Origin of the sequence: Rathayibacter sp. AY1F8 (genome assembly GCF_002932165.1) — a bacterium.
Classification (GTDB): Bacteria; Actinomycetota; Actinomycetes; order Actinomycetales; family Microbacteriaceae; genus Rathayibacter.
Window position 1 is genome coordinate 165,816 of record NZ_PSVB01000004.1, and the last position, 21,122, is coordinate 186,937.

Below are 21,122 nucleotides of genomic sequence, written 5' to 3' on the forward strand. Positions count from 1 at the left end.
CGCGGGCTACGCTGAGTCGGTGACTACCTCCGTCGCCGTGGTCGGCGCGTCCGGCCGACTCGGCTCGTTCACCTGCTCGCTCATCGAGGCGTCGAGCGAGTTCTCGCTCGTCGCGCGGCTCGGCTCGCGGAGCGATCCCGCCGAGATGCTCGCGGCCGACGTCGTCGTCGACATGACCGTGCCGGCCGTCAGCCAGCAGATCGTCGACTTCGCCGTGGCCAACGGGAGGAAGGTGCTCGTCGGCACCTCCGGCTGGACCGGCGACCGGATCGCGGCCCTCCGGCGCAGCGTCGCCGAGCAGCCGGAGGCCGGCGTCGTGATCATCCCCAACTTCTCGCTGGGCTCGGTGCTCGCGACCGCGCTGGCCACCGTGGCCGCGCGGTTCTTCGACGCCGCCGAGATCGTCGAGACCCACGGCGCCCGCAAGGTCGACTCGCCCTCCGGGACCGCGGTCCGCACGGCCGAGCTGCTGCTGCGCGCCCGGGCCGAGCTCGGTCCGGTGCAGGCTCCGCACACCGACCAGCGGGCCCGCGGCCAGCAGGTCGCGAGCGTCCCGGTCCACAGCCTCCGCCTGCCCGGAGTGGAGGCGCGCCAGGAGGTCGTCTTCGGCGGCACCGGCGAGACGGTCACCATCCGGCACGACACCACCTCGCAGGCCTCCTACGAGCAGGGCGTCCTGCGCGCTCTCGACGCGGTCCGGACGACCACGGGCGTGGTGGTGGGCCTCGACGCGCTGATCGACCTGCGCGCCGCCTTCGACGCCGCGCCTCTCGCCGAGCGGCCGGTCGACGAGCAGCCCGTCATCGACCGGGCTCCGTCCGGCCAGGCCGCCGCAGCGACGAGCACCCCGTGAGGACCCGCGTCGGTGTCGTCCTGATGGCGGTCCTGCTCGCCCTCTACCTGTTCGTCTGCCTGCAGTACTCCGTCGTCGCCTTCGCCGCGGCGACGGCGCCCGGCGTCGTGATGGGCGTCGGCCTGCTGATCCTCGGCGCCGTCGGCGTCTGGGGGCTCGTGCGCGAGCTGCTGTTCGGGCTCCGCGCCGAGAAGCTGGCCCGTCGGCTGGAGGGCGAGAACGCGCTGCCGCAGGAGGTCCTCGACTCGCGGGCCAGCGGGCGTCCGCTCCGGGAGGAGGCGGACGCGCTGTTCCCGCAGTACGCGGAGGAGGTCGACGCGCAGCCCGGGAGCTGGCGCGCCTGGTACCGCCTCGGCCTCGCCTACGACGCCAGCGGCGACCGCAAGCGCGCCCGAGGCGCCATCCGCAGGGCCATCGCGCTGGAGCACGAGGCTCCGGCCTGACCGCTCGGCCGCGACTCGAGCGCGGCTCTCCGGGCGAGGACCGCTCGGGCGGCCGGGATCAGGCGAGCACCCACTCCAGCGCCGCGCCGACCGTGCGGTGGCGGAACTCGAAGCCGTCGTCGAGCAGCCGCTGGGGGACCAGGCGCTGGCTCGAGAGCAGGAGCTCGTGCCCGGCGTCGCGCAGCGCGAGCTCGATGATCTTCTCGGGGACGGCCAGCTTGAACGGGCGGTGCAGCTGCTCGGCGAGGGTGCGCATCACGTCGTTCGCGGTCGCCGGCACCGGTCCGGCGAGGTTCACCGGGCCCGAGAGCGAGGACGTGAGCAGGTGGCGGATCGCCGCGGCCTCGTCGTAGAGGCTGATCCAGGGCCAGGCCTGATTGCCGCTGCCGAGGGGTCCGCTGAGACCGAGCTTCGTCAGGGGCAGGAGCGGCTTGAGCGCGCCGCCGTCGCCGAGGACGAGCCCGGTGCGAGCGGTGACCACCCGCGTGGCCTCGGGCGCGAGGTGGGCGGCCTTCTCCCAGCGGTCGACGACATCGGCGAGGAATCCGTCGCCACGCGAGGACTGCTCGGTGAGCTCCTCGCCCGGGCGGTCTCCGTAGTAGCCGACCGCGGAGGCATTGATCAGCGTCGTCGGCGGGGTCGAGGACATCCGCATCGCGTCGGTGAGGGTCTGCGTGGACTGGATCCGCGAGTCGAGGATCTCCCGCTTGTAGGACGCGGTCCACGGCAGGCGGCTGATCGAGGCGCCGGAGAGGTTGATCACGGCGTCGACGCGGTCGAGCACGCTGAAGTCGAGCATGTGCGAGGTGGGCGCCCAGTGGAACTCGTCCGGGCTCGACGGCGCGTGGCGCACCAGGCGCAGGATCTCGTGCCCCTCGGCGCGCAGCTGGCGGGTCAGCTCGGAGCCGATCATCCCGCTGGCGCCCGAGATCAGGACGCGGAGCCGGGGAGCGGACGCATCCGGCCGGGCCGAGGGCAGCTCGGACGGCGTCGACACGTGCTCGCCCGGCGTGCGCGCGGCGCGCCGCGGCGAGCCGGAGTCCGTGGTCCCGTCGTGGTCGGAGTGCCGTGCGGATGAGTCGCTCATGGTGCCTCCCGGAGCCGGTCGCGGGCCGCCCGCGAAGCGGACCCAGCCTAGAGCCTCACGCCCGGGAGCCGGCCGAGCGCCCGACCAGGCCGGCCCGCGCGAGCACGAGGTAGAGCTCGCAGCCCAGGCAGAGGCCGAACACGGCGTTGAGGAAGGCGGCGAGGAAGGCGACGGCCGCGGCGACCGGAACCGATCCCGGGACGCCGGCGACGTGCAGGAGGACGCCGGTGCCGGTCACCAACAGGCCGATCAGCTGGGCGAAGCGCGGCGGGCGGGCGTCCTCCCACTCGCGCGGCGGTGCCAGGTGCGGCCGGACCACCCGGCGGAACAGCACCGCCCAGGGGCCGGAGCCGACGCCGCGCGCGGCCGACCAGGCGAAGAGGGCGGCGAGCGCGAGCAGCAGGAGGAAGCCGGGCTGGGAGAGCCGGCCGTCGAGGTCGGCCCGGGCCGGGGCCGCGAGCCCGAGGCCCACGGCCGTGAGGAGGAGTGCGGCGGTGACTCCGGCGGCGACCCTCGGACCGCGGGGATCGACGGTGCCGGACGGGGGAGTGGCGCCGGTGGTGGAGGGGGAGCGGGTGCTCATCATGTCTCCTGGAGTCGGTCGAGCTCGATGGTCAGGGCGGCGCGGGTCGGAGCGCCGCCGATGCGGCTGCGCGGCACTCCGTCTCGATCGAGCAGGAGGAGCGTGGGCGTCTGCCGGACGCGGAAGCGCGCCGCGAGGTCGGGGCGGTGCGTCAGATCGACGTCGAGGTGCGCCAGCCCGGGCCGCTGCTGGGCGAGCTCCCCGACCATCCGTCGCACTGCAGGGCACCGCGTGCAGACGTCGGTCGAGAACTGCACGACTGTGGCCCGGGTCCCGAGCACTGCGCCGGGGACGAGCTCGCCGGGGTCGATCGCGGGGCCCTGGCGCGAGGGGACGCCCGCGACGCGCCCGGAGCGGGCCCGATGGACAGCCCCGAGGACGACGCCCAGCACGACGAGGCCGAGCAGTGCGGCGAGGATCGTCACGGGCTCCATCCGGGAAGCGTAGGTCGGCGCAGGCGCTGCGCGGACGACTGTTTCGGGATGTGACGACGGCCGCGGTCGGAGCGTGGTCTAGGTTCGATCCGTGACCGAACAGAGCAGCCTCAGCGCAGACCCGAGCAGTCCCGTCTTCCGCAGTGATGTCGTCGTCGAGCTGGTCCGCGCGAGCGCCCACGACTCGGACGTGCTGTTCGCGGCCCGCGTCTCGACCCAGGGCGAGAAGACGCTCGCCGAGGCGCTCGACGGCGAGGAGTCCGACGCCGAGCTGCAGCGCAAGCGCGACCGCGGACTGATCAACTACCTGATGCGCGACCGCCACGGCTCGCCGTTCGAGCACAACTCGATGACCTTCTACGTGCAGGCGCCGATCTTCGTCTTCCGCGAGTTCATGCGGCACCGCATCGCCTCCTACAACGAGGAATCGGGCCGCTACCGCGAGCTCCGCCCGGTCTTCTACGTGCCCGGCCCCCGGCGCAACCTCGTGCAGGTCGGCAAGCCCGGCGCCTACTCCTTCGAGCCGGGCACCGCGGAGCAGGCCGAGCTCGTCGCCGAGGAGACGCGCCGCGTCAGCACGCAGGCCTACGAGTCGTACCGGCGGATGCTCGGCGAGGGCGTCGCCCGCGAGGTCGCCCGGATCGTCCTCCCGCTGAACATCTACTCGTCGATGTACGTCACGCTCAACGCCCGCTCGCTGATGAACTTCCTCTCCCTGCGCACCAAGCGCGAGGACTCGACGTTCCCCTCCTTCCCGCAGCGCGAGATCGAGATGGCGGCCGAGCAGATGGAGACGCAGTTCCAGGAGCTGATGCCCCTCACGGCCGCCGCCTTCACAGCGAACGGCCGCGTCGCCCCGTAGCCCGCCGCCCGGCGAGGACGAGCGGGCCGTCCCGCCCGATCGCCTGCTGCCGTCCGCGCGGGCGGCTCCGGGAAGCTCCTCCCGGCGGCGCGGCGGCGACCCGCTACCCTGGCAGCGTGTCAACTCCGGAGAATCCCTTCGGCCAGGTCCTGGTCGCCCTGGTCACCCCGTTCACCGCCGACGGCGAGGTCGACTGGCCCGGTGTCGAGAAGCACATCGACGACTGCATCGCAGCGGGCGCGGACGGCATCGTGGTCACCGGGACCACGGGCGAGACCAGCACCCTGACCGACCCGGAGAAGATCCGCCTCGTCGAGGTCGGCCGCTCGGTCGCCGGGGGCCGCGCGAAGATCATCACGGGAGGCGGCTCGAACGAGACCGCCCACGCCATGCAGCTCGCCCGTCAGAGCGAGAAGGCCGGCGCCGACGGCAACATGATCGTCACCCCGTACTACAACAAGCCCACGCAGGCGGGCGTGCTCACCCACTTCCGGATGATCGCGGATGCGACGGACCTGCCGGTCATCCTCTACGACATCCCCGGCCGCACCGGCGTGCCGATCCGCTACGAGACGATCCTGCGGGCGGCCAAGCACCCGAACATCCTGGCCGTGAAGGACGCGAAGGGCGATCTCTCCGAGGTCAGCCGCGTGCTCAACCAGACCGACCTGATGTACTTCTGCGGCGACGACGCGAACGTGCTCCCCGAGCTCGCCATCGGCGCCACGGGGCTCATCGGCGTCACCGCGAACATCGCCGCCGCGCCGTACCGCACGATCGTCGACGCCGTGAACGCGGGCGACCTCCACGCGGCCACTCGTGCGCACCAGCAGCTCGAGCCGCTCGTGCGCGCCGTGATGACGCACGTCCCCGGGACCGTCGCCGCGAAGTACATCCTGCACGGCCTCGGCCGCATCTCCTCGCCGCGCGTGCGGCTGCCCCTGGTCGGCCCGGAGGAGTCGGAGGCGGCGCTCATCGAGGACGAGCTCGGCCTGGTCCGCGACATCCCGGGCGTCGACTTCCGCAACTTCCGGCCCGACCGCAACGCCGCGGCCGGCGGCGCCCTCCCGAAGGTCGCCGGCACCACCCGCTGAGCCCGAGCGGCACGTCCCGAGAAAGCACCGCTGGAGAAGGAGGGCGCATGCCCGGTCCCGTGATCATCCCCGCCCCGCTCGCTCCGGGAACGCTCCGGATCATCCCTCTCGGCGGCCTCGGCGAGATCGGCCGCAACATGACCGTCTTCGAGATCGACGGCAGGCTCCTGGTCGTCGACTGCGGCGTGCTCTTCCCGGAGGAGGACCAGCCGGGCGTCGACCTGATCCTCCCGGACTTCACGCCCATCCGGGACCGGCTCGACGACATCGTCGGAGTGGTCCTCACCCACGGCCACGAGGACCACATCGGCGCCGTCCCCTACCTGCTCCGGCTGAAGCGCGACATCCCGCTGATCGGCTCCACCCTCACGCTCGCCCTCGTCGAGGCGAAGCTCAAGGAGCACCGGATCACGCCGTACACGCTCACGGTGAAGGAGGGCGACGTCGAGAACCTCGGGCCCTTCGAGCTCGAGTTCGTCGCCGTGAACCACTCGATCCCGGACGCGCTGGCCGTGTCGATCGTCACCGACGCGGGCTCGGTGCTGCACACCGGCGACTTCAAGATGGACCAGCTGCCGCTCGACGGCCGGATCACCGACCTGCGCGCCTTCGCCCGCCTCGGCGAGGAGGGAGTCGACCTGTTCATGGTCGACTCCACCAACGCCGACGTCCCCGGCTTCACGCCGAGCGAGCGCGACATCGGCCCGGTCATCGAGAGCGTCATGGCCAGGGCGACCCGCCGCGTCATCGTCGCGAGCTTCTCCAGCCACGTGCACCGGGTGCAGCAGGTGCTCGACGCGGCCCACGCCACGGGCCGCCGCGTGGCGCTGCTCGGCCGCTCCATGGTCCGCAACATGCGCATCGCCGCGGATCTCGGCTACCTGCACGTCCCTCCGGGAGTCCTGGTCGACATGAAGAAGTCGGGCGACGTCCCCGAGGACAGGATCGTCTACATGTCCACCGGGTCGCAGGGCGAGCCGATGGCCGTCCTCAGCCGGATGGCCAACCTCGATCACCAGATCGAGCCGGGGGAGGGCGACACCGTGATCCTCGCCTCCAGTCTCATCCCCGGCAACGAGAACGCGGTGTACCGGGTCATCAACGGGCTCACCCGGCTCGGAGCGACCGTCGTGCACAAGGGCAACGCGAAGGTGCACGTGTCCGGGCACGCCGCGGCCGGCGAGCTCCTCTACTGCTACAACATCCTCAAGCCGCTGAACGTGATGCCGGTGCACGGCGAGTACCGGCACCTGGTCGCGAACGCGCAGCTCGCGCGCGAGACCGGGATCGCGGAGGAGAACACGATCATCGCCGAGGACGGCACCGTGATCGACCTGCTCGACGGCAGGGCGACCGTCGTCGGACGGCTCGACCTGGGGTTCGTCTACGTCGACGGATCGTCGGTGGGCGAGATCACCGACGCCGACCTCAAGGACCGGCGGATCCTCGGCGAGGAGGGCTTCATCTCGATCATCGTGGTGGTCGAGGCGGGCACGGGGCGGATCGTCGTCGGCCCCGAGATCCACGCGAAGGGCTTCGCGGAGGACGACAGCGTCTTCGACGAGGTCAAGCCGCGGATCGCGGCCGCGCTCGAGGAGGCGGTGCGGAACGGGGCGAGCGATCAGCACGCGCTCTCGCAGGCCGTCCGTCGCGTCGTCGGCCGCTGGGTCAACACCTCCTACCGCCGCCGGCCCATGATCGTGCCGCTCGTCATCGAGGCCTGAGCCTCCCGGCCGGCGGCGGATCGGCGCCTGCCGTCGCGGCGCGGGTCACCGGCCCTGACGGGGGCGGCGGGTACGGTGGCCTCATGGCGACCAGTACCAAGACGACCTCGCGCGGGCGCGGCAGCGCGACTCCGCGCTCCGGCGCGCCGCGATCCGGCCGGGGCTCGGGCAAGGCGGCCGCTGAGACGAAGACGGTGGCCTTCGAGTCCGCCCCGCGCACCAACCCCGCCGTGCGGCTCTGGATGGCGCTGGCCCACCTCGCGGGCGGCGCCGCCCGCGCCCTCGGTCCCGAGCGGCTGGCGAAGGAGGAGCGCCGCGACGGCGTCCCCTTCCTGCTGCTGCTGCTGGCCGTCGCGGGCGCGGTGGTCGAGTGGTTCCTCGCGACCGACCCGGTCGCCCTGGTGCTCGACGCGTGGAGCTTCGGCGGCTTCTTCGGCCGTGTCGCCTACGTGCTGCCGGTCGTCCTTCTCCTCTTCTCCCTCTGGCTCTTCCGGCACCCCCGGTCCGTCGACGACAACGGGCGGATCGGCGTGGGCGTCATCACGCTGCTCGTCGCCTCCGCCGGCATCTGCCACGCGCACCTCGGCCTGCCGCAGCCCGGCCAGGGAATCGAGACCATGGCGGCCGCGGGAGGCGTCCTCGGCTGGCTGGTGGGCGCCCCGCTCGCGGCGATCGCCACCGTCCCCGGCGCGACCGTGCTGCTGTCGCTCGTGATCCTGCTGTCGCTGTTCATCATCACCAAGACCCCGCCGAACCGCATCGGCGCGCGCTCGCGGGAGCTCTACGGCTACCTCTTCGGCGCCCCCGTGCTCGACGACGAGGAGCGCGCCCGCCTCAAGGCCGAGCGGGCCGCCGCCAAGGCCGCGGCGAAGGCGGAGGCCGAGCAGGAGGAGGACGCGCAGCAGGACGGCGGAGAGCTGCCCTGGTGGCGGCGCACCGAGTCCGGGCGCGAGGACGAGCCGACCGTGCAGACCGAGCTCCCGATCGACTCCTTCACCGAGGTGCTCGAGGGCGCCGCGCCCGCCCGCGGCCGCGCGAAGGGCTTCGACACCGCGCTCGAGGAGCGCGACGACGAGGCCCACCCGCCGACCCGCTCCTACGCCACCGAGGTGCTGGCCGAGGCCGAGACCGCCGAGGCGGCGCTCGCCCGCTTCGAGCAGACGGGCGCTCCCCGCGGCGCGACCGGCGTGGTCGACGACGACGCGACCGAGGTCATCCGGCTCGACCGCCTCGACGTGGCGCCCGCCGTCCCGGTCCCGCCCGTCATCGAGACCGGCCCGATCGCGCCCCTCGCCGAGGAGGACCCGACCGCCGGGTTCGACTCCTCGTTCGAGGACGACGCGCCGTACCGCCTCCCCTCGGCGGCCGCCCTCTCGACGGGCACGCCCTCCAAGGCGCGCTCGGCGGCCAACGACGAGATGGTCCGCGCCATCACCGAGGTGCTGCAGCAGTTCAACGTGGACGCGACGGTCACCGGCTTCTCCCGCGGCCCGACCGTCACCCGCTACGAGATCGAGCTCGGCCCCGGCGTCAAGGTCGAGCGCGTCACCGCGCTCAGCAAGAACCTGTCCTACGCCGTCGCCAGCAACGAGGTCCGGATCCTCTCCCCGATCCCGGGCAAGAGCGCGATCGGCGTCGAGATCCCCAACACGGACCGCGAGATCGTCTCCCTGGGCGACGTCCTCCGCTCGCCGGCCTCGACGACGTCCACGCACCCGATGACCATCGGCGTCGGCAAGGACGTCGAGGGCGGCTACGTCGTGGCGAACCTCGCCAAGATGCCGCACCTCCTGGTCGCCGGCTCCACCGGCTCCGGCAAGTCCAGCTTCGTCAACTCGATGATCACGAGCCTGCTGATGCGCGCGCGCCCGCAGGACGTGCGGATGGTCCTGATCGACCCCAAGCGCGTGGAGCTCACCATCTACGGCGGAGTGCCGCACCTGATCACTCCGATCATCACGAACCCCAAGAAGGCCGCCGAGGCGCTGCAGTGGGTCGTGAAGGAGATGGACATGCGCTACGACGACCTGGCGTCGTTCGGGTTCCGTCACATCGACGACTTCAACGCGGCCGTCCGCGCGGACGAGATCAAGCTCCCGGCGGGCAGCAGCCGCGTCCTCAAGCCGTACCCGTACCTCCTCGTGGTGGTCGACGAGCTCGCCGACCTGATGATGGTCGCCCCGCGCGACGTCGAGGACTCGATCGTGCGGATCACCCAGCTCGCGCGCGCCTCGGGCATCCACCTCGTGCTGGCCACGCAGCGGCCGAGCGTCGACGTGGTGACCGGCCTCATCAAGGCGAACGTGCCCAGCCGCCTCGCCTTCGCGGTGACCAGCGTGACCGACTCGCGGGTCATCCTCGACCAGCCGGGAGCCGACAAGCTCATCGGGCAGGGCGACGGCCTCTTCCTCCCCATGGGCACCAACAAGCCGATGCGCGTGCAGGGCGCCTGGGTCCGCGAGGACGAGATCGCGAAGGTCGTCGAGCACGTCACCCGTCAGGCGCAGCCCGAGTACCGCCAGGACATCACCGTGCAGGCGCAGCGCAAGGAGATCGACTCCGACATCGGGGACGACCTCGAGCTGCTGGTCGCGGCGGCCGAGCTCGTCGTCAGCACGCAGTTCGGCTCGACCTCGATGCTGCAGCGCAAGCTCCGCGTCGGCTTCGCCAAGGCCGGCCGACTGATGGACCTGCTCGAGTCGCGCGAGGTCGTCGGCCCCTCCGAGGGGTCGAAGGCCCGCGACGTGCTGGTCACCGCCGAGCAGCTGCCGGGCGTCCTCGCGCGGATGCGCGGCGAAGACCCGGGCGAGGGGCCGGCCGCGCCGTCCTCGGTCGCCCCGGACCCGTACGCGGATCCGCTGGCCGAGCCGACGGGGCCCGCCGCCACCGACTACCACGACGACGACGAGGGGTCCGGCGAGGACGCCTGGACGCTGACGGGACGCGAGTGACCGTCCCGGTCGCCCGCACTGCGAGGAACGGCGGAGCACGATGACCCACCCCACCGCACCGGCTCCGGCCGCGTCGGGCAACTGGAACCTGCCGAACGCGATCACGGTCGTCCGGATCCTGCTGGCGCCCGTCTTCTTCTGGCTCCTGCTGGCCGACGGGGGGCAGGACGGCGGGATCCGGATCGCCGCGGCGCTCCTCTTCATCGTCGCGATCGCCACGGACGGCATCGACGGGCACATCGCCCGGAGCCGGGGCCTCGTGACCGATCTCGGCAAGCTCCTGGATCCGATCGCCGACAAGGTGCTCACCGGCGCGGCGCTCGTCGGGCTCTCGATCCTCGCGGAGCTGCCGTGGTGGGTGACGATCGTCATCCTGGTGCGCGAGATCGGCATCACCGTGTTCCGGATGGCCGTGCTCTCGGACCGGGTGATCCCCGCGTCGCGGGGCGGCAAGCTCAAGACGATCGTGCAGTCGATCGCGATCTCCCTCGCTCTGCTGCCGCTCTGGGCCGTCCTCGGCGAGTGGGTCCACTGGCTGAACGGCATCACGATGACGGCGGCGGTGGTGCTCACGGTCGCCACCGGGATCGACTACCTCGCCGACGCCGCCCGCCAGAGCCGGGCCGCCCGGTCGACGCGGTGACGGCCGCGCAGCTGATCGCCGAGCTCCGGCGGCGGGGTGTCGACCTCGCCGTCGCGGAGTCCCTCACCGGCGGCGCGCTCAGCTCCGCCCTCGTGGAGGTGCCCGGCGCCTCCGCCGTGTACCGCGGGGGAGTGGTGAGCTATGCCACCGACCTCAAGGACCGGCTCCTCGGGGTCGACGCGCGCGTCCTCGGCGAGCGGGGTCCCGTCGATCCCGGAGTCGCCGTGCAGATGGCGCGCGGAGCGTCCTCGCGGCTCGCAGCCGACGGGCGTCCGACGCTCGGCCTGGCGACCACTGGGGTCGCCGGTCCGGATCCGCAGGGGGACACGGCCGTCGGCACCGTCTTCGTGGCGGCCGTCCTCGGCGAGGACGAGCTCGTCCGTGAGCACCGGTTCGACGGCGACCGCGCCGCGATCCGCGCCGCCTCGGTCGACGCGGCCCTCGCCCTCGGCGCGGAGCTGATCTCCCGGGGGGCATGAGGCGGATACCCAGCGAGGGCCCTCCGGGAATCGGAATGCGCCGCATTGCGGCCCGGTTACAACTGGTGTCGCTCACACGCAAAGTCCAGTCATCCGGTATTAGAGTCGACACCATACGAACCGGGTAGTGAACAGCTATCCGGTTCTCTCGTCCCAGCCCCCCGATCACCCGCTCCGGAATCTCCGGCGCTCGTGCTCGCGGTGCAGGTGCACGACATGCGGTTGACGTGGAGAAGGAGGGTCCAGTGGTTCTAGTTCGTCAGGAGATCGGCGATGTCCTCAGGGACTTTCGCCTGCAGAAAGGTCGTACGCTCCGTCAGGTGGCGAGCAAGGCGAGCGTTGCGCTCGGCTACCTGAGCGAGGTCGAACGCGGTCAGAAGGAGGCCTCCTCGGAGATCCTCGCCTCTGTCGCCGACGCCCTCGACACCCCCATCTCGGTGATCATGCGCGAGGTCGGCGATCGTCTCGCCGTCATCGAGGGCATCGACACCATCCCCGACACCATCCCGGCCGACATGGTCGCCGGCTTCGACGCGGACCTCGTCACGCAGTAGTCGGCCCCCGTCCCCTCCACTCACCGCACCCGCTCCACGCGAAGGGCGCCCAGGCTCCGGCCGGGCGCCCTTCGGCGTTCCCGGGGGAGTGCGGCCTCCGGGCAGCGGCTACCGTGGACGCATGCGCTTGAGCGAGTTCCGGCAGCTGGTGGACGACGAGTTCGGCGGCGCCTACGCCCGTGTCCTGGTCTCGGACCTCGTGCTGACCGAGCTCGGGGGCCGCACAGCCGAGCGCGCCCTCGCGGACGGAGCGGAGCCGCGCGAGGTCTGGCTCGCCCTCTGCCGCGCCAACGACGTCCCGGAGGCCCGGTGGCACGGCGTGGATCCGCGGAAGCGCCACCGCTGACGCTCCCGTCGCCGAAGCCGTGTTCGACACGCCGACGGCTCGTGCTCGAATCCGTGTTCGAACGGGTCTAGGCTCCTCCACAGAAGCAGGAACGGCCCCGTCTCCACGGAGTCGCTCTCGCTCGGCCCCGATGTCGGTGGTCGGGCGTACCGTCGGAGACACCTGAACGGACCTGCTTCACCGCCTTGTCGCAGCCGGCCGGCACTGTCACTCCGACAGCCACCGGCATGTCGCGACAGCCTGTAGGCGACACCACCACGAACACGAGAGCGAGACGGCCATGCCCAGTTCCTCCGACCGCGAGAAGTCCCTCGAGACCGCACTCGCCCAGATCGACCGCCAGTTCGGCAAGGGCGCCGTCATGCGCCTTGGAAGCGACGACCGCGCTCCCGTCGAGGTGATCCAGACCGGTTCGATCGCGCTCGACGTCGCGCTCGGGATCGGCGGGCTCCCCCGCGGCCGCATCGTCGAGATCTACGGCCCCGAGTCCTCCGGAAAGACAACCCTCACGCTGCACGCGATCGCGAACGCGCAGCGCAACGGCGGCATCGCCGCCTTCATCGACGCGGAGCACGCGCTCGACCCCGAGTACGCCAAGAAGCTCGGCGTCGACATCGACTCCCTCCTCGTGTCGCAGCCCGACACCGGAGAGCAGGCGCTCGAGATCGCCGACATGCTCGTGCGCTCGGGCTCGATCGACCTCATCGTGATCGACTCCGTCGCGGCCCTCGTGCCGCGTGCCGAGATCGAGGGCGAGATGGGCGACTCCCACGTCGGCCTGCAGGCGCGCCTCATGTCCCAGGCGCTGCGCAAGCTGACCGGCGGACTGAACACCACGAACACCACGATGATCTTCATCAACCAGCTGCGCGAGAAGATCGGCGTCTTCTTCGGAAGTCCCGAGACCACGGCGGGCGGCAAGGCGCTCAAGTTCTACGCGTCGGTCCGCCTCGACATCCGCCGCATCGAGACGCTGAAGGACGGCACCGACGCGGTCGGCAACCGCACCCGCGTCAAGGTCGTGAAGAACAAGATGGCCCCGCCCTTCAAGCAGGCCGAGTTCGACATCCTCTACGGCGTCGGCATCTCCCGCGAGGGCAGCCTGATCGACTTCGGTGTCGAGCACGAGATCGTCCGCAAGTCGGGCGCCTGGTACACCTACGACGGCGACCAGCTCGGCCAGGGCAAGGAGAAGGCGCGCCAGTTCCTCATCGACAACGCCGATGTTGCCGCTGAGATCGAGAAGCGCATCCTGGTGAAGCTCGGCGTGATCGTCGACCCGAACGCGGCCGTCGAGGCCGCGCCGGTCGCGATCGAGACCAAGCAGCCCGTGCGCAAGGGCGCCTAGCCCGTGGCGGAGAAGGCCGCGGAGGGGGCGAAGGGCCGCCCCGTGGCCTTCCTGCCCTGGGTCGACCGGGGTGCGGCGGGCGACAAGGGCTGGGCTCCGGCGGCGCCGGCCGCCGACGGGGCCGGGTCGCTTTCGGAGCCGTCCGGAGCCGGGACGCCGCGTACCAGTGCGCCCGGGACGGTCGGAGGAGAGTCGGGAGGCTCGGCCGTCGGCGGCGCCGCGTCTCCGGCCTCCGAGCGGATCGCCGAGCTCTCGGCTCATGTCGCCCGGCGCGCGCCGGCGTTCGTCGAGAACGCGGACGACGAGGACGACGACGACGCGATCGAGATCCCGGAGGAGATCGATCCCGAGCAGGTCGCGGATCGGATCGTACGGGGGCTCTCCCGCAAGAGCCTCTCGGTCGCCGAGGTCGAGGCGCGCCTCTACACGGAGGGCGTCGCCGAGAAGGACGCCCTCGAGATCCTCGAGCGCTTCACGCGCTTCGGCTACCTCGACGACCTCCGCATGGCGGAGCAGCTGGTCGTCTCGCTCCGTGACCGCAAGAAGCTCGGCCGCTCCTCCATCCAGCAGGAGCTGCGCGCGCGGAAGATCGACCCCGAGGCGATCGCGTCAGCGCTCGACGAGCTGGACGGCGACGACGAGTACCGCACGGCGCTCGAGCTCGCGCGCAAGCGCCTGCCGAGCCTGCGCTCGCTCTCCGACGAGGTCGCCGAGCGCCGGCTCACGGGATTCCTCGCGCGCCGCGGCTACGCCGGCGGACTCGTGCAGCGCGTCGTCCGCGAGACGATCCGCAAGCCGGGGTCGAGCGTCCGCTTCCGCTGACACGGCGAGCCGGGAGCGGTCCGACCGGAGCGTAGAATTCCACACCATGAGCACGCTCGGTACCGCCCCGTCGCCCGTCGCCGAGACCCGGCCGAGGACCTACGAGGTCCGTACGTTCGGATGCCAGATGAACGTGCACGACTCCGAGCGGCTGAGCGGTTCGCTCGAGGCGGCGGGCTACGTGTCCGCCGATGGAGCCGATGCCGACGTCGTCGTGATCAACACCTGCGCGGTGCGCGAGAACGCCGACAACAAGCTCTACGGCAACCTCGGCCACCTCGCGTCGGTGAAGCGCCGACACGAGGGGATGCAGATCGCGGTCGGCGGCTGTCTCGCGCAGAAGGACAAGAACGTCATCCTCGACCGTGCCCCGTGGGTCGACGTGGTCTTCGGCACGCACAACATGGGCGCCCTCCCGAGCCTGCTCGAGCGCGCCCGCCACAACGACGAGGCGCAGCTCGAGATCCTCGAATCGCTCGATGTCTTCCCCTCCACGCTCCCCACGAAGCGCGACTCGACCTACAGCGGCTGGGTCTCGATCTCGGTCGGCTGCAACAACACCTGCACCTTCTGCATCGTCCCCTCGCTCCGCGGCAAGGAGAAGGACCGGCGTCCCGGCGACGTGCTCGCCGAGATCCAGGCGCTCGTGGACGACGGCGCGATCGAGGTCACCCTTCTCGGCCAGAACGTGAACTCCTACGGCGTCGAGTTCGGCGACCGCCAGGCGTTCTCGAAGCTGCTCCGCGCGGCGGGCACCATCGACGGTCTCGAGCGGATCCGCTTCACGAGCCCCCATCCCGCGGCCTTCACCGACGACGTGATCGACGCCATGGCCGAGACGCCGGCGGTGATGCCGCAGCTGCACATGCCGCTCCAGTCCGGCTCCGACCGCGTCCTCAAAGCGATGCGCCGCTCCTACCGCTCCGAGAAGTTCCTCGGGATCCTCGACCGGGTGCGCGATCGCATCCCGCACGCGGCGATCAGCACCGACATCATCGTGGGCTTCCCCGGCGAGACGGAGGCCGACTTCCAGGAGACCCTGCGCGTGGTCGAGGCGGCCCGCTTCGCCTCCGCCTTCACCTTCCAGTACTCCATCCGGCCCGGCACCCCGGCCGCGACGCTGCCCGACCAGATCCCCAAGGCGGTCGTCCAGGAGCGTTACGAGCGGCTCGTCGCCCTGCAGGACGCGATCAGCGAGCAGGAGAACCGCGCAGTCGTCGGCCGAGAGGTCGAGGTCCTCGTCGCGACCGGCGAGGGCCGTCGCGACACGGAGACGCACCGGCTGAGCGGACGCGCCGAGGACAGCCGTCTGGTGCACTTCGACGTGCCCGAGGGCTCCGAGCAGCCGCGTCCCGGAGACGTGGTCTCCGTCCGGGTCACCCGTGCCGCCCCCTTCTACCTCCTGGCGGATTCGCCCGACGGCGCGCCGCTCCGCATCCGCCGCACCCGCGCGGGCGACGCCTGGGACCGGGCGCAGACCGAGTCCTGCGGAGTTCCGGCCGCCCCGGGCGGGAGCGGGGCGCCCCGGGTCTCGCTGGGCCTGCCGTCGCTGCGCGTGCGCGACGCCGGCACGCTGACGACGCCGATCTACGACGCCCTCGATGGCGAGCGCTGAGACCGGAGCCCCCGATACCGCGCCGGAGCTCATCGCGGTCGTCGGCGCGACCGGCACGGGCAAGTCCGACCTCTCGCTCGAGCTCGCCGAGGCGATCCGGCAGGACGGCGGCGCCGCTGAGATCGTGAACGCCGACGCGATGCAGCTCTACCGCGGGATGGACATCGGCACCGCGAAGCTGCCCGCCGACGAGCGTCGGGGCGTCCCACACCACCTGCTCGACGTCCTCGACGTGACGGAGGAGGCGTCGGTCGCCCGCTACCAGAGCGAGGCGCGGCGCGTGATCGAGAGCGTGCTGGCGCGCGGGGCGACGCCGATCCTCGTCGGGGGCTCCGGTCTGTACGTCTCCAGCGTCGTCTTCGAGTTCTCGTTCGCGGGCACCGACCCGGCCGTCCGGCGCCGGCTCGAGGAGACCGCCGAGCGGGAGGGCCTGGGCGCCCTCGTCGAGCGGTTGCGCCGGATCGACGCCGGAGTGGCCGAGCGGATCGGTCCGCACAACGCCCGGCGCATCGTCCGCGCGCTCGAGATCGCGGAGCTCACCGGCGGGAGCACGCACAGCGCGCTGATGTCCGACGAGCCGGTTCGGTGGCGCCCCGCCTCGATCCTGTTCCTCGAGGCTCCGCGGGAGGAGCTGGTGCAGCGCCTCGACCGGCGGGTGGAGCGGATGTGGGCGACCGGGATGCTCGACGAGGTCGAGCGGCTCGTCCCCTTCGGCCTGGAGCGCGGCGTCACAGCCGGGCGGGCCATCGGGTACGCCCAGGCGCTCGCCCAGCGTGCCGGCGTCCTCCGCGAGGAGGAGGCGATCGCGGCGACGCAGGCGCTCACGCGCCGCTACGCACGTCGGCAGAACAGCTGGTTCCGGCGCTACGCCGGCGCCCACCGGCTCCCGTACGACGCGCCGGACCTGGTGTCGCGGGCGCACGCCGCCGCCCAGGCCGCCGCTCCCGCTCCTCGCTAGGCTGTGCGCCATGACGATCGAGCTGCACTTCACCAAGGGCCAGGGCACCGGCAACGACTTCGTGCTCTTCAGCGACCCGGACGGTGAGGTCGACCTCTCGCCCGCGCAGATCGCGATGATCTGCGACCGCCACTTCGGCGTCGGCGCCGACGGTGTCATCCGTGCCGTCCGCTCCCGCGCGATCCCGGAGGGCGCCGCGGCTCTGGCCGAGGAGAGCGAGGCGGAGTGGTTCATGGACTACCGCAACGCCGACGGCTCGATCGCCGAGATGTGCGGCAACGGCATCCGCGTCTACGCCGCGTTCCTGCTCGCGGGCGGCCTCGCGGCGCTCGAGCCCGGCGACACCCTGCCGATCGGCACCCGCGCCGGCGTCCGCGACGTCACCCGCAGCGGTGCCGGGTTCCAGGTCGACCTCGGCCGCTGGGAGCTGGCGGGCGGCGAGCCCCTGGTGCGGGCGAAGGAGCTCAAGGTCGCGCGCCCCGGTCTCGGGATCGACCTCGGCAATCCGCACGTGGTCGTCGCCCTCAGCAACGACGAGGAGCTCGACTCCGCCGACCTCTCCTACATCCCGCAGCTCGACCCGGAGCTCGAGGACGGCGCGAACGTCGAGTTCGTGGTTCCCGGCGAGCCCCTGGTCCACGACGGGATCGGGCGGATCCGGATGCGCGTGCACGAGCGCGGCAGCGGCGAGACCCTGAGTTGCGGCACGGGTGCCGCGGCGGCGGCACTGGCGGTGCGCTACTGGGCGGGAGCGCGCGCTCCGCAGGCCTGGCGCGTGGAGGTCCCGGGCGGCACGCTCGGCGTGACGATGTTCGCGGCGGAGGAGGGCGAGCACGTCGGGCTCTCCGGCCCGGCCGACCTCGTCTTCACCGGGACGATCCGGATCGACTGAGGACCCGGTCAGGCCAGGCGGGTCGTCCGCAGCACGCGGAAGCCCTTCGCCGAGGAGACGCGCTCCACGTCGAGCCGCCCGGCGAACGCGGCGCCCAGCCAGGTCTGGAGCGAGTCTGAGCCGAGGTTGCGCTGCACGACGAGCCAGGCGTCCGCGCCCTCCTCGAGCCGCGGCAGCCAGCGTTCGAGCAGGAGATGCAGCTCCTCCTTGCCGATGCGGATCGGCGGGTTCGACCACACGGTGCGGAAGCGGACGTCGTCGGGAACATCCTCGGGCAGCACGGCGTTGACATTGAGGACGCCGAGTTCCTCGCAGTTGCGACGGACCAGCTCGAGCGCCCGCTGGTTGACGTCGACCGCCCACACCCGGGCGTCGGGGGAGGCGAGGGCGAGCGCGAGGGCGATCGGGCCCCAGCCGCAGCCGAGGTCCAGCAGGTCCCCGTCAGCGGGGGCGTCGGGCACCGCGTCCAGCAGGACGCGTGTGCCGAGATCGACGTGACCGGGGCTGAACACCCCTCCTGCCGTCGTGACCTCGAGGTCGCGGCCGGCCAGGCGGGCCTGGATCCTGCGGGGCCGGAGGTCGCCGTCGGGAGTACTCGAGAAGTAGTGCTCGGCGGCCATGAGAAGTGAACCTATCAAGACCTGAGGAGTTAGTGTTATCCGGATGACGGAAGACCTGAACGAGACCGACACGACCGAGGCCGTGGACGTCGTCTCGAGGGTCCTGGCGAACGCGCAGTCGCGTTCGGCAGGGTACTCGCGCTTCGTCGCGGGTGGAGCCCAGGCGCTGCAGAGCGCCGGCCACGAGGGCGAGAACAGCGACGGCGAGCAGTTCGACCGCGACGACCGGCAGGCGCTGCGACGCGTCGCCGGCCTCTCGACCGAGCTCGAGGACGTCACGGAGGTCGAGTACCGCCAGCTGCGCCTGGAGAACGTCGTGCTCATCGGCGTGTACTCGCAGAATTCGCTGGAGGACGCGGAGAACTCGTTGCACGAGCTCGCCGCGCTCGCGGAGACGGCGGGAGCGACGGTCCTCGACGGCCTGCTCCAGCGCCGCCCGCACCCCGATCCGAGCACCTACCTCGGCAAGGGCAAGGCCCAGGAGCTCGCGGGGCTCGTCGCGGCCCTCGGCGCGGACACGGTCGTCGCCGACACCGAGCTCGCACCGAGCCAGCGGCGTGCGCTGGAGGACGTGGTGAAGGTCAAGGTGATCGACCGCACCGCGGTGATCCTCGACATCTTCAGCCAGCACGCGAAGAGCCGTGAGGGCAAGGCGCAGGTCGAGCTCGCGCAGCTCGAGTACCTGCTCCCGCGACTGCGCGGCTGGGGCGAGTCCATGTCCCGCCAGGCCGGCGGCCAGGTGGGCGCGGGAGCCGGAATGGGCTCGCGCGGTCCGGGTGAGACGAAGATCGAGCTCGATCGTCGCCGCATCCACACCCGCATGGCGCGCCTGCGCAAGCAGATCACGGCGATGAAGCCCGCCCGCGAGGCCAAGCGCGCGAACCGCAAGCGCAACGCCGTCCCCTCGGTGGCGATCGCGGGATACACGAACGCCGGCAAGTCGAGCCTGCTGAACCGGATGACGCACGCGGGCGTCCTCGTCGAGAACTCGCTCTTCGCGACCCTCGACGCCACCGTCCGCAAGGCCCAGACGAAGGACGGGCGCCTCTACACGCTCGCCGACACGGTCGGCTTCGTGCGAGCGCTTCCGCACCAGCTCGTCGAGGCCTTCCGGTCGACGCTCGAGGAGGTCGCGGACTCCGATGTGATCGTCCACGTCGTGGACGCCTCCCACCCCGATCCGGCCGGGCAGATCGCCACCGTGCGCGACGTGATCGGCGAGGTGGGCGCCCGCAGCATCCCCGAGATCATCGCCTTCAACAAGGCCGATCTGGTGGACGAGGGCACGCGGCTGGTGCTGCGCGGTCTCGCTCCCGACGCGGTCTTCGTGTCGGCGCGCAGCGGCGAGGGCATCGACGAGCTGGAGGCGCGGATCGCCGAGATCCTGCCCGAGCCGGACGTCGAGATCGACCTGCTCGTGCCGTACGACCGGGGCGACGTGATCTCGCATCTGCACCGCAGCGGCCGGATCCTGTCGACGCAGTACGTCGAGGGCGGCACCCACGTGGTCGCCCTCGTGCACGCCGATCTGGCGGGCTCGCTCACCGAGTTCGCGGTTCCGCGCGCGGCCGTCCAGGCCTGATCGCCACCACCCGAGCGCCCGTCTCCCCGTCAGGGAGGCGGGCGCTCGGCGCATCCGGGAGGGGGTGCGGCGACCCGCACCACCGACCGGCGGCGGCCGGAGGGTTCGGCGACGGGGTTTCGGCGGCCCTCCTCCGCCTTCCCGTGACCGCGACGGAGGGGCGCGCGCCCCGATCGCCCGCGCCCGTCGAATGCAGGAGGGGCCCGACCGGCTGCACGCCGGTCGGGCCCCTCCTGCACGCCCGGTGTCAGACCGAGCGGAGGACCGCCACGATCTTCCCGAGCACCTCGGCCTCGTCGCCGAGGATCGGCTCGAAGTTGGAGTTGCGGGGCAGCAGCCAGGTGTGGCCGTCGCGCTGGCGCAGCACCTTGACGGTGGCCTCGCCGTCGAGCATGGCCGCTACGATCTCGCCGTTCTCGGCGGTGCGCTGCGAGCGGACCACGACCCAGTCGCCGTCGCAGATCGCGGCGTCGATCATCGACTCGCCGACGACCTTGAGCATGAAGAGCTCGCCCTTGCCGACGAGCTGCCGGGGAAGCGGGAACACCTCGTCGATCTGCTGGTCGGCCATGATCGGCACACCCGCCGCGATCCGGCCGACGAGGGGGACCATCGCCGCGTCGCCGACCGTCGCGGTCGACTCGAACGACCCGTCGTCCTCCGTCGAGCTGGGGACGTCGATGAGGATCTCGAGGGCGCGGGGCCGGTTCGGGTCACGGCGCAGGTAGCCGCTGAGCTCGAGCTGGTTGAGCTGGTGGGTGACGCTCGACAGCGAGGCGAGGCCGACCGCGTCGCCGATCTCGCGCATGCTCGGCGGGTAGCCGCGGCTCGACACCGAGCGCTGGATCGCGTCGAGGATCGCGAGCTGCTTGGCGCTCAGGCTCTTCCGGCGCCGGCCCGCGGCCGCCTTCGTCTTGGCGGCCGGGGTCCCGGCCCTCTGCGCGTCGCTCACGATGCTCCCTCTTCCCGGTGCGCACGCCGCGTGCGCGCCCGCCCGGTCGCGACCCGACAAGGAATGTCGGTGGTCGCTGCTGTACTACGACCAGGCTCTCGAAACTGTATCCGCCGGAACTCCCGACCCGGAACATTCGTTCGAGTGTGTCGCGCGCGTGTCTGCCCGCGGATCAGCCGAGCGGTCCCTTGACCGCTCCGTCGTTCGAAGATATGTTCGGTACAGGCGTTCGGGGCGGCCCTCCCGGCCGAGGGCCTCCCCGAATCCCTGTTGAAAGGAG

The 21,122-nt window shown here is 72.0% G+C and carries 21 protein-coding genes; 16 read left to right on the forward strand and 5 right to left on the reverse strand.

Annotated features, from left to right (window positions below; all coding sequences use genetic code 11):
- Nucleotides 1–19 precede the first annotated feature (19 nt).
- Together dapB and C5C35_RS05310 are read left to right on the forward strand one after the other, a co-directional pair.
- On the forward strand, nt 20–853 hold the full coding sequence (dapB, locus tag C5C35_RS05305) for a 4-hydroxy-tetrahydrodipicolinate reductase (RefSeq protein ID WP_104233262.1): 834 nt from the start codon (nt 20–22) through the stop codon (nt 851–853).
- On the forward strand, nt 850–1,296 hold the full coding sequence (locus tag C5C35_RS05310) for a hypothetical protein (protein WP_104262710.1): 447 nt from the start codon (nt 850–852) through the stop codon (nt 1,294–1,296). Before dapB ends, C5C35_RS05310 begins: the two co-directional genes overlap by 4 nt.
- 58 nt (nt 1,297–1,354) lie before the next feature.
- On the opposite strand, the gene C5C35_RS05315 is transcribed toward C5C35_RS05310, so the two are convergent.
- From C5C35_RS05315 to C5C35_RS05325, 3 genes are read right to left on the reverse strand one after another with little or no spacing between them, the layout of a single operon-like run.
- Nucleotides 1,355–2,383, reverse strand: coding sequence for a TIGR01777 family oxidoreductase (locus tag C5C35_RS05315; RefSeq protein ID WP_104238626.1), 1,029 nt, complete (start codon nt 2,381–2,383; stop codon nt 1,355–1,357).
- Nucleotides 2,384–2,438: 55 nt separating this feature from the next.
- Nucleotides 2,439–2,966 carry a DUF4395 domain-containing protein gene (locus C5C35_RS05320; protein ID WP_104262711.1) on the reverse strand — a complete coding sequence of 176 codons (528 nt, stop codon included), beginning with the start codon at nt 2,964–2,966 and terminating at the stop codon, nt 2,439–2,441.
- A complete protein-coding gene (locus C5C35_RS05325) occupies nt 2,966–3,400 on the reverse strand; it encodes a thioredoxin family protein (protein WP_104224467.1) in 435 nt (144 codons plus the stop codon). The genes C5C35_RS05320 and C5C35_RS05325 overlap by 1 nt, the downstream gene beginning before the upstream one ends.
- Before the next feature lie 91 nt (nt 3,401–3,491).
- Here C5C35_RS05325 and thyX point away from each other — a divergent pair, with 91 nt between their 5' ends.
- The 13 genes from thyX (at nt 3,492) to dapF (ending at nt 17,688) form a co-directional block, all read left to right on the forward strand.
- Entirely contained in the window at nt 3,492–4,262 is a 771-nt protein-coding gene (gene thyX, locus C5C35_RS05330) for an FAD-dependent thymidylate synthase (RefSeq protein ID WP_104260624.1), read from the forward strand.
- A gap of 116 nt (nt 4,263–4,378) precedes the next feature.
- On the forward strand, nt 4,379–5,356 hold the full coding sequence (dapA, locus tag C5C35_RS05335) for a 4-hydroxy-tetrahydrodipicolinate synthase (protein ID WP_104224469.1): 978 nt from the start codon (nt 4,379–4,381) through the stop codon (nt 5,354–5,356).
- Between the two features lie 47 nt (nt 5,357–5,403).
- Nucleotides 5,404–7,080: a ribonuclease J gene (locus C5C35_RS05340; RefSeq protein WP_104224470.1), complete on the forward strand. Its 1,677-nt coding sequence runs from the start codon at nt 5,404–5,406 to the stop codon at nt 7,078–7,080.
- 83 nt (nt 7,081–7,163) lie between these two features.
- Nucleotides 7,164–10,031: a DNA translocase FtsK gene (locus C5C35_RS05345; protein ID WP_104247915.1), complete on the forward strand. Its 2,868-nt coding sequence runs from the start codon at nt 7,164–7,166 to the stop codon at nt 10,029–10,031.
- Between the two features lie 40 nt (nt 10,032–10,071).
- On the forward strand, nt 10,072–10,674 hold the full coding sequence (pgsA, locus tag C5C35_RS05350) for a CDP-diacylglycerol--glycerol-3-phosphate 3-phosphatidyltransferase (protein ID WP_104226303.1): 603 nt from the start codon (nt 10,072–10,074) through the stop codon (nt 10,672–10,674).
- On the forward strand, nt 10,671–11,153 hold the full coding sequence (locus tag C5C35_RS05355; RefSeq protein WP_104262712.1) for a CinA family protein: 483 nt from the start codon (nt 10,671–10,673) through the stop codon (nt 11,151–11,153). The genes pgsA and C5C35_RS05355 overlap by 4 nt, the downstream gene beginning before the upstream one ends.
- 245 nt (nt 11,154–11,398) lie before the next feature.
- Nucleotides 11,399–11,707 (forward strand): helix-turn-helix domain-containing protein, encoded by a 309-nt coding sequence (locus tag C5C35_RS05360; RefSeq protein ID WP_068207524.1) that lies wholly within the window; start codon nt 11,399–11,401, stop codon nt 11,705–11,707.
- Nucleotides 11,708–11,828: 121 nt separating this feature from the next.
- Nucleotides 11,829–12,053, forward strand: coding sequence for a DUF3046 domain-containing protein (locus tag C5C35_RS05365; RefSeq protein WP_104224474.1), 225 nt, complete (start codon nt 11,829–11,831; stop codon nt 12,051–12,053).
- A 280-nt stretch (nt 12,054–12,333) separates the two neighbouring features.
- A complete protein-coding gene (recA, locus tag C5C35_RS05370; protein WP_104262713.1) occupies nt 12,334–13,401 on the forward strand; it encodes a recombinase RecA in 1,068 nt (355 codons plus the stop codon).
- A gap of 42 nt (nt 13,402–13,443) precedes the next feature.
- Nucleotides 13,444–14,223 carry a regulatory protein RecX gene (locus tag C5C35_RS05375; protein WP_146084565.1) on the forward strand — a complete coding sequence of 260 codons (780 nt, stop codon included), beginning with the start codon at nt 13,444–13,446 and terminating at the stop codon, nt 14,221–14,223.
- A 46-nt stretch (nt 14,224–14,269) separates the two neighbouring features.
- Nucleotides 14,270–15,838, forward strand: coding sequence for a tRNA (N6-isopentenyl adenosine(37)-C2)-methylthiotransferase MiaB (miaB, locus tag C5C35_RS05380; protein WP_104262715.1), 1,569 nt, complete (start codon nt 14,270–14,272; stop codon nt 15,836–15,838).
- Nucleotides 15,825–16,796: a tRNA (adenosine(37)-N6)-dimethylallyltransferase MiaA gene (gene miaA / locus C5C35_RS05385; RefSeq protein WP_104262716.1), complete on the forward strand. Its 972-nt coding sequence runs from the start codon at nt 15,825–15,827 to the stop codon at nt 16,794–16,796. The genes miaB and miaA overlap by 14 nt, the downstream gene beginning before the upstream one ends.
- Nucleotides 16,797–16,806: 10 nt before the next feature.
- Nucleotides 16,807–17,688, forward strand: a complete 882-nt coding sequence (dapF, locus tag C5C35_RS05390; protein ID WP_104250184.1) for a diaminopimelate epimerase — start codon at nt 16,807–16,809, stop codon at nt 17,686–17,688.
- Between the two features lie 8 nt (nt 17,689–17,696).
- Here the strand turns inward: dapF and C5C35_RS05395 are convergent, their stop codons facing one another.
- Nucleotides 17,697–18,308 (reverse strand): class I SAM-dependent methyltransferase, encoded by a 612-nt coding sequence (locus C5C35_RS05395; protein ID WP_104224480.1) that lies wholly within the window; start codon nt 18,306–18,308, stop codon nt 17,697–17,699.
- Between the two features lie 43 nt (nt 18,309–18,351).
- Here C5C35_RS05395 and hflX point away from each other — a divergent pair, with 43 nt between their 5' ends.
- On the forward strand, nt 18,352–19,890 hold the full coding sequence (gene hflX / locus C5C35_RS05400; protein WP_104224481.1) for a GTPase HflX: 1,539 nt from the start codon (nt 18,352–18,354) through the stop codon (nt 19,888–19,890).
- 247 nt (nt 19,891–20,137) lie between these two features.
- Here hflX and lexA read toward each other — a convergent pair whose 3' ends face one another.
- Nucleotides 20,138–20,842, reverse strand: a complete 705-nt coding sequence (gene lexA / locus C5C35_RS05405; protein ID WP_104224482.1) for a transcriptional repressor LexA — start codon at nt 20,840–20,842, stop codon at nt 20,138–20,140.
- Nucleotides 20,843–21,122: the final 280 nt, after the last annotated feature.